This is a genomic window from Candidatus Bathyarchaeia archaeon, from assembly GCA_038873195.1.
Lineage (GTDB): Archaea > Thermoproteota > Bathyarchaeia > Bathyarchaeales > Bathycorpusculaceae > DSLH01.
Genome location: JAVZEV010000001.1, coordinates 22,897 through 35,387, shown reverse-complemented (window position 1 = coordinate 35,387; position 12,491 = coordinate 22,897). Strand labels below are relative to the sequence as shown.

The window sequence follows — 12,491 nt, the reverse complement described above, 5'->3', positions numbered from 1 at the left end:
GCAGAGCGCCTCGGTAGCCTAGCCCGGTGGGGCATCGCCTTGGTAAACCTTCCAGAAAGGCGGTGGTCGCGGGTTCAAATCCCGCCCGAGGCTTTGCATCACCAGAAAGACGGTGAGGCAGTAATGTGTTTTGATGTTAGAAACTATTTACGAATAGCCGTTAAGTATATATAACAAGTTTTTTATATATACTATAAGTAAAGGGGCATGCTTAAGCTTAGATAGAGAGGGTTAAATTTTGGCGCCAGACTTAACTGAAGTAATGATAAAAAGAATCGAAGAAAACGCCAAACAACGCATCCAAGAAGAATGCAGAGAAGTTGTCCAACGCTCCGAAGATTTGAAATCCTACTTAATCAACATCGCAAAAATTGGCAAATGGAGTCTTCCACTCAACATTAGAGGAATGGAAATCCGCCATCCAGAACATGAAAAAAATTTGGACTTGCTTGAAAGATGTGGTCTCGTCAAAAGTAGAATAAAATACACCGAACACAACACATACCGCGAATATTCACTCACCGAAGAAGGGACCGAACTAATCCAAAAAGAATGCTTATTCTAACCAAAAATAGCAAAATATAAACAGCGTTTTCAAGCATTCATATATTCTACGTTAATTTATTCTATTAGTGAGCAGCATATCAATAAAAATAACAGAGGAAGGATTAACATAACACCCAGTTTTGAAAAGTACATTAAAAATTTACCTCTTGAACAGTTTTTCCTGAAACTCGGCGCTTCCAACCCAAAAACACTTGCAAAAGAAGCACAATACTTCACTCAAAAAGAAGCAGAAAAAAGAGACAACATAATCCTCAACTATTTCGGAGAAGTTGGAGTAAACCGCATAGTCGAGACTATTACTCAATTTTTGCTTTCACCGCCAAAACTTCCAAAAAACGCTGTGGTGCTTGATGTTGGCGCTGGTTCAGGGTTCTTTACAGCAAAAATTGCGCAAAAAATACACGTTACAAATCCAAACGCTGCTTTTTACGCTTTAGACATAACGCCTGCAATGTTGCTTTCGTTAGAAAAGAAAAACGTTAACATAACGCCTTTCCTCGGTATAGCCGAAAACATCAAAGACAGCATAAAGGAAGCACGAAAACACTTTACGATTCCATACAAATTTGACGCAGTCTTTTCTACACTAATGCTTCACCACAGCACACGACCAGAAAAAGTTTTCAAAAACATACAAGCCGTGCTAAAGAAAAAGGGAAAAGCCATAGTTGTCGACCTATGCGAACACTGCTTTGAAGAATTCAGAACAGAAATGGGCGACATACACTTGGGTTTCAAGCCTGAAAAAATCTACCAAATAGCCCAAAAACATTTTCCAACAGTGAAAGTTAAAAAAATGCCCGGAATATGCTGCGAATGCTCCGGTCGCTCTGCAGAAATCTTTTTTGTCACCATGCAGAATCGCCCATAAAACCAATTATATAATTTATATATGCATAAAGAACAATGAAAGTAGAGAGGGAAAATCTTGCTCTTTAATGACCCCCTTACCATAACATTAATAGTATTAGGGGTCATTATCGCTTGCGCAATAGTCATTTTCGCTATGAGAAAAAGATGGAGAAAAGAAAAAAAGATTTCAGCAACAGAAGAAGAAAAATCAATTGCGAAAGCGCAGGGCTTACCATTCAAAATTGTCAAGAGCGTTCCCCCAGAAGAGGCTGCACGCGCTAAAGAAGAGCTTAGAATTTTGGATTTGGAAAGAGAGATACTAAGCGATGCCATCCGGCGTTTATATGAGGCTCATGCAGAAGGAAAAATAACCGAAGAAGAAAGAGAAAGACTGGCTCAGACCTACAAGTCGCGAATGATGACTGTGAAAGACGCAATCTCAAAAGACGAAAATCTAGTCGCGCTGCATGAACTTGAAGCCATGCAAGAAGACCTAATAAAACTATTCAGCGAACGCTTCGACGAAATAAGCACAAAAGTTGAAGAATTACGCACCAAAGTGGAAGCAAAACCCATAAAAGAAATAACAATACAGCCCACAAAGGCACCAGCAATCGAACAGCCAGAAGAAAAACCCACAACAGAAGAAAAAGCAAAAAGAAAGAAAAAAACGCCTTCCGCCAAGCCAAGCCCAAGAACAGAAGCGGAAAAGAGAATAGAAGAAATCCGGGCTGAAGTGGAAAAGGTTCTGGATAGATTGGGGCAGATGGAAATTGAAAACTAAAAGTGAATGGATTGAAAGGGCAAAAAGAAACGCTGCTTTAGAAGCCGTTAAGCACGTTAAGGATGGTTTTGTCGTCGGTTTAGGAAGCGGAAGCACAGCAGCGTACGCTATCGAGGCGATTGGCGACAGAATAAAAAAGGAAGAACTGCGTATCTACGGGGTTCCCACGTCATATCAAGCTTTCACACTAGCAGTTAAGCACAAAATTCCCATAACAACTCTGGAAGAACACCCAATCCTAGACTTAACAATAGATGGGGCAGACCAAATAGACGAAAAACTAAACCTAATAAAAGGCATGGGCGGGGCGTTAGCACGAGAGAAAATAGTGGCTTCTGCGTCAAAAAAACTCATAATTGTAGCAGATGAAAGCAAGAAAGCAAATACTCTGGGAGAAAAAAATCATCCAGTTCCAATTGAAGTCTTACCTTTTGCGGTGCCATTTGTAACGCGTAAAATAAAAGAGATTGGCGGAAGCTCACTTTTGAGAGAAGGAATAAAAAAGGTTGGACCGGTAATCAGTGACAACGGCAATGTTATCATTGATGCATATTTTGGGCTTATACAGAAACCAAAAGAATTAGAACAAAAATTAAGGTTTATTCCGGGAATTGTCGAAACTGGACTGTTTATTAAAATGGCAAATGTAGCGTACATTGGGAAACGTTCTGGCATAGAAAAAATGACAACGTAACTTGCGGATTACTGTAAATTTTAACTTTATATGCAAGGGTTTTTAAATTCTGAATAGACTTAAGCAGCAGAGCCGGGGTAGCCTAGCCTGGTTTGGGCGCCAGACTCATAATCTGGAGACGAAGGGGGCAAAACGCTCAACGCCAGAGGTCGCGGGCTCGAATCCCGCCCCCGGCACCACATCCCACCCCTGGGATTCTCTATTTTAGCTGGGTGTTTGTCCACGTTTTACTTTCATGTATGATTCGTTGTACCTTCGCCTAAGTTCCTCTTCAGATATGAGCGGTTGACTGATTGTCTCAAGGATGTCATCAGTCATTTTTCCGTCTTTTATAAGTTGAAAACCAGCTTGTTTTAATGCATCTACGATGATCTTAGCTTTTTCTTTATTCTCTTCCATGAGGGATGCATGAGGTCGCAGAATAGCACCTGTAAATTCGGTGCTCGCGTCTTTTGCGAGTTCTTCAGCGATGCGAAGCACGGTTCCGAAGTTGCCCAACTCCCACCAACCAGATGCAGATACCAGCACAATCTTTCTTATCCTAACATTCTCATGAAATCTGGCTCGCGTACGACCTTCACGCCATTCCAAAATGGGCTCCAAAAGAGGGCAAAGCCTATTGAGGAAGTTTTGCATCTCGCCTGGAAGAGGAATATACACAGGCGTAGCCAGCACGAGAATATCTGCGCTACGTAACTTGGGATAAAGCATCTGCATATCGTCAGAAATGATGCACTCGCCTGGTTTTATGTTCCAGCAATGAAAATCTCCGATGCAAGGCATAATGTTTAGACGTTTTACATAGAACACCTCGACAGACGCACCAGCCTCTCTCATGCCTTCAAGAAACGGTTCCATAAGCATCGTTGTATCACTCTTTTCCATGCGAACGCTTCCATTTATAGCCACCACTTTTGTCAAGATAGCCCTCCAAAGACTACATTAGAGCACATTCTTTATAGCAATTTGCATTTTAAGCGCATAACTGTTCAGAGGTCGCGGGCTCGAAACCTAAAAGCGAGATTCCCGTCCCCGGCAACAAGCCTTTTTCCTTGGTGAAACAAAATACGCTGTTTTGCTTGCATAAGACAGGTTCAATCAGCATTTCAAGGTATATATAAGGGAGGGCTAGACATTTCAGAAAGCCTACACTAAACATCATTTCTCATTAGCAATCTCAACTTACAATCGTTATTCTTGTGCTTTCTCTTGTTGATAGCTCAAGCTGATTTCCAAAACCCTTTCTCACGTAAACGTTCCTTGCAACAATTTTACTGCCAACATTAACATTGCTAAAGGCTTCTGCATGAGTGCGCCATGCCGAGAACCATATTTTGCCAGTTTCATCCTTCAACTCAAAAACAGCGAGCTTGACAAGTTCGCCTTTGGATGTTTTCACTTCTCTCAGAACAGGTTTTGTAGCAACTTCTCCCCTAACATTAACGTGATCCAAACCTTCCTTCAAAGCAGCTATTTCCAAAAACTCCTCTTTCTGCTCAGATACTTCCACGTAAGTTCCCATGTTAACGTGAAGCTCCACCGCTCCGTTCATTGCCTTCTTAACCACAGCATTCACAAGCTGCACTTTCACGCCTTTCTTCAACGTTTTCTCAAGAAACTCCGCCTTCTCATCCCAAGCAACAACCGAAATCTCACCCGTCTCATCAGCCAAAGTGAAACGCATGACCTTTCCAGAACTCGAATCCTGCCGCTTAAACGTAGACGCTGAATATAATTCTTTAACCGTGCCAACAACGTTCACTCTTTTATTCCTATGTGCATGTGCGAGTTCTCTAATTTTTGTTGAAAACATACTAGCCGTCGGATAATCTTTTGCCTCCACGTTTTTCGGATTAATTTCAACCGTGCCTTTCTCTCCAACATGCAACTCAACTTGTCCATTATTATCTTCACGTGTATAGCCATGAGAAAAACGAACTAATTGCCCAGCCTTTATCTTGTCAGATTCTACAAGCCCCGCTTTATCATTCCACATGACAACCCGCAAAACGCCACTCTTATCTGCAACTAGTAAACTTGCAAATTTTCCATTCTTTTTACTCTTGAAAGTTTTAGGAGAAAAAACTGCAATAACCCGTCCAGTCAAGGCAACATTGTTCAAGCCAGGAACCAAGTCTTTTACCAAAAGTGAAAATGACGAAACTTCATCTTTCTTGATTTCCACACCAAATTCAGCAGCAATCATCCGCATTAGAGCCTCATCAGAAATGAAGCCGCCCGCTTTCTTTTTCTCTTTCTCTAGTTTTTCCAGAATTTCTTTTTTAGAAACTTCCGGATGCTTCGAAAGTATTTGCTCAATTATTTTATCACTCGTCATTCCAGATTCAATACCGCTAAAGATGAAAATGCCCAGAAGCTATAAAGTTTATTAAAAGGCTTTTATCGACTTTAAATTCGTGTTAAAAGGAAGCTGAATAATGGTGAGCGCAGAGACGCTTTATAGTTTAGGCATAGCGTTAATATTTGTCGGCATGCTCATTGTCTTAGTCGCAATTGTTCTGCTTTTTGTTTCAAACATCCGAAAAAGGGGAAAAATTAGAGGTGGCGGAGCTATAATAATTGGGCCTTTTCCAATAATTTTTGGAACAGATAAAGAATCAGTGAAAACTGTTCTGTTGCTTTCGTTAGTGCTTACGATACTTCTTGTTGTAGCAGCGGTGATATTTTATTTTGTGTTAAGGTGAGAAGGCATGGCGACAACAAACGAATCAATTGATAACCATAAATTTCTGCTTCTGCTTGTTGCCGGGTTTTTCATAATCTTTCTAGGCATCATAATTCTGTCAATTGCCACAATTTTTCACGGCGCTGGCGCGGTGAATTTTGGAACAATCATATTCATAGGACCGTTCCCTATCGTTATAGGTGCTGGTCCAGAAGCTATATGGATGATTTTGGTTGCAATTGTTATTGCAGCATTAAGCATCATCATGTTTTGGATAATGCGTAGGGAAATGAAGAAGACAAGCGCTTAAGTGCCTTTTAGCTTTGCTTTTCTTCTTTTCCATAAAGAACATGTAAGAAAATTAGAATTAACGCTACAAACGTTGCAGTCATGAGCGTGTATTTGAGTATTTCAAAGTATGCTCCTATATCCATGAAACTCTTCCTTCACCCTTCATATTTTGAGTTTAAATATTTAAGGTGTTAGTTTTTTTCCACTCGTTCATTAATGAATCGTAAAGTTCGTCATGCTCTTCTATGGTTTCGTACCAATCCAAAATTTTAGCTAGTTTCTGTGCAATTAAGTGGTAACACAAGTGAACTTCTCTGTCTAATACGCGAAAGTAAAAATCGTCGCACGTGCAAAAATCAGCTTCCGGCATTATGAGGTAATCACGTTCCTTTCCAACAACCACCCAGACCGTTCGGCCGCTGGGTTTGAAGATGTACTTTTTGACTCTGTTTTCTTTCAAAGCTTCGAAGGCTCTTGTAAAACGTGAACCGAAGATTTCATAGAGCTTTGTGAGATTTTTGCCGGTTAATTTGCCCTCGGCTTTTGCTTCTTGGCAGATGGCATTTAGCATGTCAGTTTCTGAATTTTCATCCATGCAAACACAGGCTATGTGAGCGTCAGTCTATGCTTATGGGCTCGCCTTTTGGTTTCTTTTCCTCTTTGGTTTTCGGCAGTGTGACTTCTAAAACTCCATTTTTGTACTCTGTTTTGGCTTCTTTCACTTTCACCTTTGCAGGTAATGCAACTTCTTTGTAGTATTTGCGTTGTGGAGTGTCAACGGATATCGTCAGTGTGTTTTCTGTGCCGTGAAGTTTTATGTCTTTTTTCTCTACGCCGGGAAGCTCAACAACAACATGGACTTCTCCGTTAGTTTCAATGATGTCCACAAGCGGTTCGCGTTCTTCTTTAACTTGTGGTCCCATGCGGCCTGGTTTAACGTTCCCGAATTCTCGAATTTCCGGTTTTCCATCTGGACCTATTTTCACGCTGTAGCCATACACGAATGGTCCTAGTTCGCGCACTGTTGAGCCGTCTGGAAGTTTGCGTTCCCTAACGTAGTCTTTTGGAACGCGGGAAGTGAAAGTTTTGAATTCTTCTTCCATCATTTTTTCCATTTCATGAAACATTTTGTCGATGTCTTCAAAGAACCAGCCTCTAAAGAACGGTGAGCGTCTTCTTCTGAACCAATCTGGGTAATCTTCATCTGACGGCATATTTTTCACCTTGTTAGTGTGAATTATGCCGTTGGTATAAATTTTGTGCTAATCTACTTTAGCTTAGAATCTTAAGCTGGTTTAAGGTTCCAAGAAATGTTCCATCGAGAAGATATGTTTCTGCGTTTTCCATGTCAACAGCTTCGGAACGAAGAACTGGACCAACAATTCTTTCAGATTCTGTTTTTCCATAAAGTTTTCTTTCATTCAGCGGTCTGCCTCCTAAGAAATCATTAAATGAAGGCATTATGAAAAGCTGGATAGTTTTGGGTTTGATATTATAATGTTTCCGTAATGTTTCTTCTGGGCTTTTTTCAATTTTTATTTTGTTTTTTTGCAGCAAAATCTGAGTCAACTGGGTTTTATTGCAGTCTGCTTTTATCCAAACTTGTCTCGTAATTCTGAACCCTGCTGGGTCGCGAAGAGCTACAACTGGATGGACATGCGCCATTACTAATGTTTTGCACTTCAACAAAGTAGGTGATGGCCATCGGTGACCATGGAAAAAGCCGACGTCGTCCAACATTATTCCGGTGGCAGGCAATATTTTTATGTTTTCAGACAATAATGGCTCTAGGTTTCCATCGTGGTTGCCACGGATTACAAGTATTTCTGGTATTTGCTTTTTTATTTCATCAAAAAAGTTGGGGATGTCATGCCATTCGCCTATTTCTGCTGTAGCAATAGTGTGTTTAACATCGCCCAAAATTACTAGTTTTTTTGGTTGGTATGCAGAGATGAGGTTTTTCAGTTTCTGTATGAGTTTTGGAGTCTGCGTTGGGACATGTATCCCTTTTTCTGAGAGTGCCATTTCCCATCCTATGTGTAAGTCAGCGATTACCATTGTTCGTGTTTTTTGCGTTTTTACTAATGCTGCTGGATGCGGTAATAATGGAGTTATCATTTTGCTTCCTTTTCAAGTTTTATCAAGTCAAGTATTGTTGCGTGGATTTTAGGATTTGCAGCTGCGATAAAGGCGATTTTCTGTTTTGGGTGAAGCTTGATGTTTAAGGGTTTTCCAGTAGGAGTTGTCATTTTTGCTCCCGCTTCTTCTACTATTAACCATGCTGCAGACATGTCTGTTGCACGGAGTTTTCCGCGTATGTCTATAAAGGCGTCTGTTGTGCCATCTGCAACGTAGCATAGTTCTAAGGCGTTGGCTCCGAAGTGGCGTATGTGTTTTGTTTTGTGTATCAAGCCAGAAAGTTGTGGAGCTATCTTTGACACTTTGTAAGTGTTTAGGTCCACGCCTATAACTGCTTCTTCCAACATGTAGTTTCTTGACGGTGTTATTCTTTTAGCATTGCGGTAAGCGCCTTTTCCTTTTTGCGCAGTATACGTTATGTCATGAAAAAGGTCTGCTACAAGGGCCGTGTGTACTGTGCGCAGATTTGGTTGTGTGGAAACAGCAATGGAAGTTGCATAGAAAGGTATTCCTCGCATAAGGTTTGTTGTACCATCTATGGGGTCAGTGGTCACAAAACATTCGTTTGGTTTTTCTCCATACTTTTTTATGCCTGATTCTTCGCTGATTAGAGTAAAGGAGATTTCATGTTCTTTAAGCGGAGTGATTATGGCGTTTTCTGCTGCAAGGTCTATCTGTTTTATGGGGTCTCCGCCAGCTCCTAATCCCAAGTTTGGTTGTGGCTGATTTAACGTTTTAAGAAGCGGAGTTATCTGCTGTTTTACTTTCTTTTGGCATTCAACAAGAATTTGTAGCCAATCTGTTTGTTTCGTCATCCATGCGTTTCTCCAATTGTTTATTGTGGCTGCTTTTGATAAAGCATTTGCTGAAATGAACAGTAGGCCTTTTGAAATATAATCTTCTAGAAAAAAATTCTGAAATAAAACCTCATAAGGCATTTAAACAAAAGGGACTGTAACCAAATAGTATCCGTTGGGGGACATATCGCTGACATCGAAAATTTCGAGAATTCTTGAGATACTCAGCGATGGAGAATGCCACCAGCTGAAAGAGATACAACAAGAAGTGAACCTAAATAAAAAACAACTGCAACAAATAATTGCGTTTCTTATAAAATACAGTTTTATAATAGCAGATGAAGAAAGTGGAAAAGTAAAGCTTGAAAAGACTGTTCAGCAATTTTTAACATAAGCAGCTACTTCATGAGAGCTTTCAAGCCTTTGTATGCCTTCAAAAATTCTTTGCCCTTATCAGTTATCTTGAACAGGTCAGATTGAGGATGATGCACTTCGTTAGCCGTGTTAAGAAGCCCTTTCTTCTGCAAAAAACTCAAATAATATTTTAGTTGTTTAAAACTTAGATTGCATCGATACATAAAATAGGTTTTGCGAGTTCCATTTTGGGAAGCCTCTAGGATATCCGCGATAATATCTAAACGTCCTCGATGATTATTACTACGCTGTTTTCTATTTTGAACCAACAAGTTTTACCCACTCAGTCCTAGAAAGGCTGAGAAGGCCTCCCTTCCCCAGAATATTTCTACTAAAAACGGAAATTTAAACGTTCTGAAAATAACGGGTTTGTTTGCGGAGATTTACGTAAAGAAAAATGAAAGAAAGATTTGACCTATTTTAAAGTGAAGATAGCTTTTTTACAATTGTCTCGTAGTCAGCGCCTTTTTCCATAAAAATGCTTATCTTGTTTTCATCAATGGTCAAGGAAAGCACTTTGATTTCCTTTCCTTCAATGAGTATGTTTTTGACTTCGCCTAGGTTAAAAAGTTCTGAAAGTTCTTTGCCGGCATCGATGGCAGAAGATGAGAGAATAGCGTAGTCGATGATTTTGGTTGGGTCTTTAAGGTCTATCGCCGCTGAAGTAGAGTTTCTTAGGATGTAGCCTACAACTCCATCATAGGATTTGATTTCTTCAAGACATGCGCGTATGCCGTGTGCTGATGTTGTTTCTTCAACAGTCACTGGTTCGGCTACTTCGGTGATTTCTTGAAAGCTCCTTTTTTTCTTAACCATGACATTTAGCCTCCATTACTCAACTATTGGTTTAGCCCGTACAAGCTCTCCTTTCTTTATTTCAAGGGCGAGTTGTATTTTTTCGGGCATTTGTATGATGCCTTTTCCTTCGTATTTTGAATCTTTGATTGGTTTGACTTTGCATCGTGTTGTTTTTCCGTCGATGGTTTCTATTTCAACTTCCTCGATTGTTTTGTTTTCATAGAGTTCTTCCCATTCTGAAAGTATTTTGTTGTCGATGCGCACGGTGTCGGAGGGAACCAGTAAGCCGCCTAAATTCTCAACAATTAACTGGTTTACGGGAGCTTCTGGAAGCAAGGGTTCAGATTTAATTTCGGGTTTTACAACTTCTTTGGATTCTTCCAGAGCGGTTTCTTCAACAAGGTCTTCTGTTGGCTCTTCAGGTTCCGTGAGTGTTGGAGTTATAGGCGTTTTTTTAGTTAAGGGTGGATTGTTTTTGAGGGGGGCAGGGCTGATTTTGTCTATTAGCTTTAGAATTGTTGGAATTAAGACCCGTGTTACCGTGTTAACATAGGTCATGTCGGCTTTTCTTGATGTAACCATGACGAAATAGAGATTGTTCATGTGGAAAACATTTAATCTACCATTATCTCCTTCAAGGGTTATGCCTTCAACATCACCGATGGCTTCAGCCTTTTCTAATATGCTGTCAAAGGAGTCGACAACGCGCACTATGGTTTTTTCAGGCGTGCCTTCGTCTCCTGCTATTACTTCACCGTCTTCTTTAAACATGAAAGCGTTGGTTATTTCTGGACATATATTTCGGACTTCATCCAGCGTGTTTTTTAGGGCAAATGAATATAGTTCGTCATCCATGTGTGTTCACTTCCATTTGTTTTAGGATATTTTGAAGAGTATGCGTTCTGGGACGCCGTCGTCTTCCACTACAAGGTACTTTAGACCTTCAGTGTCTCCGAGTTGGTCTAGCCATTTGAGTGCTTCGCGGGCTTTTTGCAGGACTAGTAGTCTTTCTTGGTGGCTGCGCACGACTTCTTCTATTACTGTTAGTTCATGGAATGGGTTGGCATCTAAAACGATGTTTAGGTTGCCTATTGTGATTTCGCCTAGGCTTTCTGTTGCAGCTTTTTTGCCTGCTAGTTTTAATACGACTTCGCGGATTTTCTTTGATTTTTCAGCCAAAGCGCGTATGTCGTCTAGCCTGCGAAGGTATTCGCCTAGTGTGCTTTTGGTTTCGGTTATTTCTTTTTCGAGTGTGTCAGCTATTTCTTCTGCTGAAGCATATTCTTTTATTTTTACGACCATTCTGTTTTTGCACCTCCAAATTGGAAACAATAGAGGAAGTTAAGAGAGGTTTCTATTACACCCTACCCCCAATCTCAACAAAGCTTGGAAGTTATGGTGCTGGCAGTGTGTAAGGACCGAATTCGTGGCCTTTCGATGTTGTCACATAGAAGTTGTATTGTTCTCCGCGGTTGAAAGGCTTTATAATAGTGATCTGGACTTCGGTGCCTTTCGGTAGCGAGTACGGGAGTGTTTGTTGTGCTCCATCAAACCTGAGATTGGTTGCAGTTATTACGTCACTGTCAACTTTGATTTCTGCGATTGATAAGTCCGTGGCTCCTGTGTTTTTAACTTTGATTGTTATGTTTGCGATTTGTGTGCCTGATGGTGATGCCCATGTGTATCCTGTGAAGGTTATTCCTTCTGTTTGCATTTGTCCTGTGGTGAGTGAGCCCATCCATGCGGCTACGGCGATAGAAACAGCGACTGTTACTGCGATGAGTATGATTGATGCGACTACGGGGCTTAGGGCTTTCTTGCTCTTCAATATTTTCATTTTTCTTTCTATCCCTCCTTTTGGGGTTAACGTGTAGTTTAGGGGAGACAAGGAATTTAAATCTTACGACTTAATACACCATATTAATCATTTGTAAAACAAAACTACAAAAAACCAAAAGAAGCATTTAGCATAACGTTTAAAAAATCATCAATTAGGGAAGTGTACAACAACAATCGAATGTTATGCGTTAATGGCTTAAAGTTCCAGTTTGTCAAAAAATTCTAACAGTAACTTTGCAATTTTTTCGCCAAGCTCAGTTTTTATATAGTATTTCTTTAATGGGTCGATGCGTTCGCCTTTTGCTAAGCCTAAGTCTTCAATTTCTATCATTCTGGCGCGGAATGTGCCGTCGCTGAGTGTTAAGCCGTTGTTGCGCATGAATTCTTTGGCTTCTTTCCATTTTCCGCGGTTCATGTAGAGTAGGAATATGCAGTCGATGGCGTGGTCTTTTTCGAGCATGGCTTTGATTGCTGCGTATTTTTGGTCTGTTAGAATTTTTTTAATCTTCTCCTCTTCTCCACTCTTCACCATTTTTGTTCAGCCTTCTTATGGTTTCTGCTTTCTGATTATAGCTTATACCCTTTAAAAGATTTAACCTATATTACGATTTATGACTTATTATAGGATAA

Annotated in this window: 19 protein-coding genes and 2 tRNA genes; 9 read left to right on the top strand and 12 right to left on the bottom strand. The window is 40.4% G+C overall.

Translation table 11 applies throughout. The features are described 5' to 3' along the window. Positions 1 to 7 precede the first annotated feature (7 nt). The 6 genes from QXW63_00240 (at position 8) to QXW63_00215 (ending at position 3,076) form a co-directional block, all read left to right on the top strand. A tRNA-Thr gene (locus tag QXW63_00240) sits at positions 8 to 93 on the top strand. Between the two features lie 145 nt (positions 94 to 238). Next, complete coding sequence (locus QXW63_00235; GenBank protein ID MEM3460330.1) at positions 239 to 565, top strand: hypothetical protein; 327 nt, start codon at positions 239 to 241, stop codon at positions 563 to 565. 309 nt (positions 566 to 874) lie between these two features. Continuing rightward, a complete protein-coding gene (locus QXW63_00230) occupies positions 875 to 1,438 on the top strand; it encodes a class I SAM-dependent methyltransferase (protein MEM3460329.1) in 564 nt (187 codons plus the stop codon). A 57-nt stretch (positions 1,439 to 1,495) separates the two neighbouring features. Continuing rightward, positions 1,496 to 2,203, top strand: coding sequence for a hypothetical protein (locus QXW63_00225; GenBank protein ID MEM3460328.1), 708 nt, complete (start codon positions 1,496 to 1,498; stop codon positions 2,201 to 2,203). Further along, the gene (gene rpiA, locus QXW63_00220) at positions 2,193 to 2,897 is read left to right on the top strand and encodes a ribose 5-phosphate isomerase A (GenBank protein ID MEM3460327.1); all 705 of its coding nucleotides are present in this window, start codon (positions 2,193 to 2,195) and stop codon (positions 2,895 to 2,897) included. Before QXW63_00225 ends, rpiA begins: the two co-directional genes overlap by 11 nt. A 71-nt stretch (positions 2,898 to 2,968) precedes the next feature. After that, positions 2,969 to 3,076, top strand: a tRNA-Met gene (locus tag QXW63_00215). A gap of 25 nt (positions 3,077 to 3,101) precedes the next feature. Here QXW63_00215 and QXW63_00210 read toward each other — a convergent pair. Further along, positions 3,102 to 3,809: a flavodoxin family protein gene (locus QXW63_00210; GenBank protein MEM3460326.1), complete on the bottom strand. Its 708-nt coding sequence runs from the start codon at positions 3,807 to 3,809 to the stop codon at positions 3,102 to 3,104. Between the two features lie 265 nt (positions 3,810 to 4,074). Beyond that, entirely contained in the window at positions 4,075 to 5,235 is a 1,161-nt protein-coding gene (locus QXW63_00205; GenBank protein MEM3460325.1) for an OB-fold nucleic acid binding domain-containing protein, read from the bottom strand. 100 nt (positions 5,236 to 5,335) lie between these two features. Between QXW63_00205 and QXW63_00200 the strand changes: the two genes are divergently transcribed. Together QXW63_00200 and QXW63_00195 are read left to right on the top strand one after the other, a co-directional pair. Continuing rightward, positions 5,336 to 5,602 (top strand): DUF131 domain-containing protein, encoded by a 267-nt coding sequence (locus QXW63_00200; protein ID MEM3460324.1) that lies wholly within the window; start codon positions 5,336 to 5,338, stop codon positions 5,600 to 5,602. Positions 5,603 to 5,608: 6 nt separating this feature from the next. Continuing rightward, positions 5,609 to 5,893: a DUF131 domain-containing protein gene (locus tag QXW63_00195; GenBank protein MEM3460323.1), complete on the top strand. Its 285-nt coding sequence runs from the start codon at positions 5,609 to 5,611 to the stop codon at positions 5,891 to 5,893. Positions 5,894 to 6,049: 156 nt separating this feature from the next. On the opposite strand, the gene QXW63_00190 is transcribed toward QXW63_00195, so the two are convergent. Genes QXW63_00190 through QXW63_00175 form a run of 4 tightly spaced genes read right to left on the bottom strand, consistent with a single transcriptional unit; the run spans position 6,050 to position 8,828 of the window. Next, positions 6,050 to 6,469 (bottom strand): hypothetical protein, encoded by a 420-nt coding sequence (locus tag QXW63_00190; GenBank protein ID MEM3460322.1) that lies wholly within the window; start codon positions 6,467 to 6,469, stop codon positions 6,050 to 6,052. Between the two features lie 22 nt (positions 6,470 to 6,491). Next, positions 6,492 to 7,088, bottom strand: a complete 597-nt coding sequence (gene hsp20 / locus QXW63_00185) for an archaeal heat shock protein Hsp20 (GenBank protein MEM3460321.1) — start codon at positions 7,086 to 7,088, stop codon at positions 6,492 to 6,494. A 58-nt stretch (positions 7,089 to 7,146) separates the two neighbouring features. After that, positions 7,147 to 7,992, bottom strand: a complete 846-nt coding sequence (locus tag QXW63_00180; protein MEM3460320.1) for a metallophosphoesterase — start codon at positions 7,990 to 7,992, stop codon at positions 7,147 to 7,149. Further along, on the bottom strand, positions 7,989 to 8,828 hold the full coding sequence (locus QXW63_00175; GenBank protein ID MEM3460319.1) for an inositol monophosphatase family protein: 840 nt from the start codon (positions 8,826 to 8,828) through the stop codon (positions 7,989 to 7,991). Before QXW63_00175 ends, QXW63_00180 begins: the two co-directional genes overlap by 4 nt. Before the next feature lie 157 nt (positions 8,829 to 8,985). On the opposite strand from QXW63_00175, the gene QXW63_00170 reads away from it, so the two are divergent. After that, entirely contained in the window at positions 8,986 to 9,204 is a 219-nt protein-coding gene (locus QXW63_00170) for a hypothetical protein (GenBank protein ID MEM3460318.1), read from the top strand. A 4-nt stretch (positions 9,205 to 9,208) separates the two neighbouring features. Here QXW63_00170 and QXW63_00165 read toward each other — a convergent pair whose 3' ends face one another. From QXW63_00165 to QXW63_00140, 6 genes are all read right to left on the bottom strand, one after another. Further along, entirely contained in the window at positions 9,209 to 9,493 is a 285-nt protein-coding gene (locus tag QXW63_00165; protein MEM3460317.1) for a winged helix-turn-helix domain-containing protein, read from the bottom strand. Positions 9,494 to 9,644: 151 nt separating this feature from the next. Next, positions 9,645 to 10,040 carry a hypothetical protein gene (locus tag QXW63_00160; protein ID MEM3460316.1) on the bottom strand — a complete coding sequence of 132 codons (396 nt, stop codon included), beginning with the start codon at positions 10,038 to 10,040 and terminating at the stop codon, positions 9,645 to 9,647. 15 nt (positions 10,041 to 10,055) lie between these two features. After that, positions 10,056 to 10,877 (bottom strand): hypothetical protein, encoded by an 822-nt coding sequence (locus QXW63_00155; protein ID MEM3460315.1) that lies wholly within the window; start codon positions 10,875 to 10,877, stop codon positions 10,056 to 10,058. Between the two features lie 21 nt (positions 10,878 to 10,898). Continuing rightward, positions 10,899 to 11,324, bottom strand: coding sequence for a hypothetical protein (locus tag QXW63_00150; protein MEM3460314.1), 426 nt, complete (start codon positions 11,322 to 11,324; stop codon positions 10,899 to 10,901). A gap of 91 nt (positions 11,325 to 11,415) precedes the next feature. After that, positions 11,416 to 11,859 carry an archaellin/type IV pilin N-terminal domain-containing protein gene (locus tag QXW63_00145; protein MEM3460313.1) on the bottom strand — a complete coding sequence of 148 codons (444 nt, stop codon included), beginning with the start codon at positions 11,857 to 11,859 and terminating at the stop codon, positions 11,416 to 11,418. A 198-nt stretch (positions 11,860 to 12,057) separates the two neighbouring features. Next, entirely contained in the window at positions 12,058 to 12,393 is a 336-nt protein-coding gene (locus QXW63_00140) for a hypothetical protein (protein MEM3460312.1), read from the bottom strand. Positions 12,394 to 12,491 lie beyond the last annotated feature (98 nt).

What these genes read in the sequence shown, in the direction of transcription:
- QXW63_00205 (MEM3460325.1), bottom strand. Translation starts at nt 5,235, where the DNA reads ATGACGAGTGATAAAATAATTGAGCAAATACTTTCGAAGCATCCGGAA.
- QXW63_00200 (MEM3460324.1), top strand. Translation starts at nt 5,336, where the DNA reads ATGGTGAGCGCAGAGACGCTTTATAGTTTAGGCATAGCGTTAATATTT.
- QXW63_00195 (MEM3460323.1), top strand. Translation starts at nt 5,609, where the DNA reads ATGGCGACAACAAACGAATCAATTGATAACCATAAATTTCTGCTTCTG.
- QXW63_00190 (MEM3460322.1), bottom strand. Translation starts at nt 6,469, where the DNA reads ATGGATGAAAATTCAGAAACTGACATGCTAAATGCCATCTGCCAAGAA.
- hsp20 (MEM3460321.1), bottom strand. Translation starts at nt 7,088, where the DNA reads ATGCCGTCAGATGAAGATTACCCAGATTGGTTCAGAAGAAGACGCTCA.
- QXW63_00180 (MEM3460320.1), bottom strand. Translation starts at nt 7,992, where the DNA reads ATGATAACTCCATTATTACCGCATCCAGCAGCATTAGTAAAAACGCAA.
- QXW63_00175 (MEM3460319.1), bottom strand. Translation starts at nt 8,828, where the DNA reads ATGACGAAACAAACAGATTGGCTACAAATTCTTGTTGAATGCCAAAAG.
- QXW63_00160 (MEM3460316.1), bottom strand. Translation starts at nt 10,040, where the DNA reads ATGGTTAAGAAAAAAAGGAGCTTTCAAGAAATCACCGAAGTAGCCGAA.
- QXW63_00155 (MEM3460315.1), bottom strand. Translation starts at nt 10,877, where the DNA reads ATGGATGACGAACTATATTCATTTGCCCTAAAAAACACGCTGGATGAA.
- QXW63_00150 (MEM3460314.1), bottom strand. Translation starts at nt 11,324, where the DNA reads ATGGTCGTAAAAATAAAAGAATATGCTTCAGCAGAAGAAATAGCTGAC.
- QXW63_00145 (MEM3460313.1), bottom strand. Translation starts at nt 11,859, where the DNA reads ATGAAAATATTGAAGAGCAAGAAAGCCCTAAGCCCCGTAGTCGCATCA.
- QXW63_00140 (MEM3460312.1), bottom strand. Translation starts at nt 12,393, where the DNA reads ATGGTGAAGAGTGGAGAAGAGGAGAAGATTAAAAAAATTCTAACAGAC.